Annotated in this window: 4 protein-coding genes; 2 read left to right on the plus strand and 2 right to left on the minus strand. The window is 61.7% G+C overall.

Going from position 1 to position 1,557, the window contains the following annotated elements:
• Nucleotides 1-16 precede the first annotated feature (16 nt).
• Entirely contained in the window at nt 17-448 is a 432-nt protein-coding gene (locus VDP82_RS17975) for a hypothetical protein (protein ID WP_323016180.1), read from the minus strand.
• Nucleotides 449-462: 14 nt separating this feature from the next.
• On the opposite strand from VDP82_RS17975, the gene VDP82_RS17980 reads away from it, so the two are divergent.
• Complete coding sequence (locus VDP82_RS17980; protein WP_323016181.1) at nt 463-741, plus strand: hypothetical protein; 279 nt, start codon at nt 463-465, stop codon at nt 739-741.
• Between the two features lie 46 nt (nt 742-787).
• Here the strand turns inward: VDP82_RS17980 and VDP82_RS18095 are convergent, their stop codons facing one another.
• Entirely contained in the window at nt 788-1,300 is a 513-nt protein-coding gene (locus tag VDP82_RS18095) for an HNH endonuclease signature motif containing protein (RefSeq protein ID WP_416347143.1), read from the minus strand.
• Here VDP82_RS18095 and VDP82_RS17990 point away from each other — a divergent pair.
• Nucleotides 1,257-1,532: a hypothetical protein gene (locus tag VDP82_RS17990; protein WP_323016183.1), complete on the plus strand. Its 276-nt coding sequence runs from the start codon at nt 1,257-1,259 to the stop codon at nt 1,530-1,532. The genes VDP82_RS18095 and VDP82_RS17990 overlap by 44 nt on opposite strands.
• The last annotated feature ends 25 nt before the right edge of the window (nt 1,533-1,557 follow it).

The following is a 1,557-nucleotide window of genomic DNA, read 5'->3' on the forward strand; positions in this document are numbered from 1 at the left end:
AGAGGAGCTCTGGGGCTCATGCCATCGCCCTTCCCTGCACCAGCTGCCGTAGCAGGCGGTTCTCGGCTTCGGCGGTCTTTGCACGCTGCTCCGCTTCTTCGGCGCGGCGCTCGGCCTCGGTCTTGATGATCACCAGAGTGCAGCCGATCTGGTACGCGAGCCATTCGGGATAGATGCGGTTGGCCACCACCTCGCAGAAAGGACGCACCAAGTCGGCCTGCAGGGTCGCCGAGCTCGCCTTGATGCGCGAGAAATACCCGGCGTCAACACCAAGGGCCAGATAGATCTCCTTGTCCTCCAGCCCTGACGACTGGCAGGCCAAAGCGAATGCTGCTCCCGCGCTGCGCTGGCGCCGGATCATTTCGATGGGGACTTCATTCGGCTCTGCACGTCGAGCCAGGGAAAGCTCGCCTTGGTCGTCAACCCGCGTCAAATTTTTTGAGGCCATTTGACTATCCCCTGATGGCAGAGAAACACGACGATGCAGGCATGACCACATCACGCCCTACCCCATCCGCAGGCCCAGTCACGCTGGCGCCCTTCCACTCCAGCATCCGCTCGGCCCTGTCGAATAACGTCGACGCAGACACAGGCCAGCTCACCCGCGTGCTGATCACCAGCAAGCTGGATTTGGCCTGGCAGGCAGGCGAGCTGGTGATCCGGTGCTCGGTGGCGCGTGTTGCCATGGCCGGGCGGGAAGAGGCAGCGCGGGGGCAACGCTGGGCACGAGGGGCGCGGTGATGCCGCGCGCAAGGGGTGCCCGCTTTCTCCGGGCCGTGAATCGCTTTCATAGGACGGCTCCGACATGAAGGACACGCTTCGCTTCCAAATACGCATGGTGGGCAGCCTCCGGTGTTTCGAACCGACCGAGATACCTCACGCTGCCTTCGATGCGAATCCGCGCTTCGTAGCGATCTGCGTTAGTGGCTTTGCAGACCCCGAGCAAGCCGGAGCTGTTGTTCCTGTTTGCGTGGCGTCGGTTCTGGGCATTGATCAGATTCGTGGCATCGCGAAGATTGGCGATTCGGTTATCAGTCCTAACTCCATTGATGTGGTCAATCTGTCCCTTAGGCCAATCGCCATGCACGGCGAGCCACGCAAGGCGATGTGCCTTGTGCTTCACGCGGCCAATAGAAATCACCACATACCCATGGCTGTTTACGGTTCCTGCGGCATCGCCTGGCTTGACCCGACGCGCCATCGCTGACGGCGCTACCCATGTGAAAACCCCAGTGTCTGGGTCATAGGAAAGCTCGATGCTTGTGGTTCTCACACAACCGTGGCCGGAAGGGGCAGACATGCAAATATCGATCGACCAGCTCTTCGCCACGATCACGCCTCTGGTGGTTGCTCTTCACGAGAAGGGCGTCCTGGACATTGCGGAGATTCCGCACTACTACGAGGACGCAGTGGTGCGCCGCCAGGGCATCGGGGCGACGGACGACGAGGTGGCGTTTCAGAAGGAGCTGGTGGTGGGTTTCCAGCGTCTGGCCAAAGTGGTGAAAGCCTGGGATCGAAACCGACCGACCTGAGCAGCGCGTCAGACACGCGGCCGCG

This window comes from Devosia sp., assembly GCF_034675085.1.
In the GTDB taxonomy this organism is placed as follows: domain Bacteria; phylum Pseudomonadota; class Alphaproteobacteria; order Rhizobiales; family Devosiaceae; genus Devosia.

Bases quoted from the DNA above. Each gene is read 5' to 3' on its own strand.
- VDP82_RS18095 (WP_416347143.1), bottom strand. From the start codon at position 1,300: ATGTCTGCCCCTTCCGGCCACGGTTGTGTGAGAACCACAAGCATCGAG.
- VDP82_RS17980 (WP_323016181.1), top strand. From the start codon at position 463: ATGGCAGAGAAACACGACGATGCAGGCATGACCACATCACGCCCTACC.
- VDP82_RS17975 (WP_323016180.1), bottom strand. From the start codon at position 448: ATGGCCTCAAAAAATTTGACGCGGGTTGACGACCAAGGCGAGCTTTCC.
- VDP82_RS17990 (WP_323016183.1), top strand. From the start codon at position 1,257: ATGCTTGTGGTTCTCACACAACCGTGGCCGGAAGGGGCAGACATGCAA.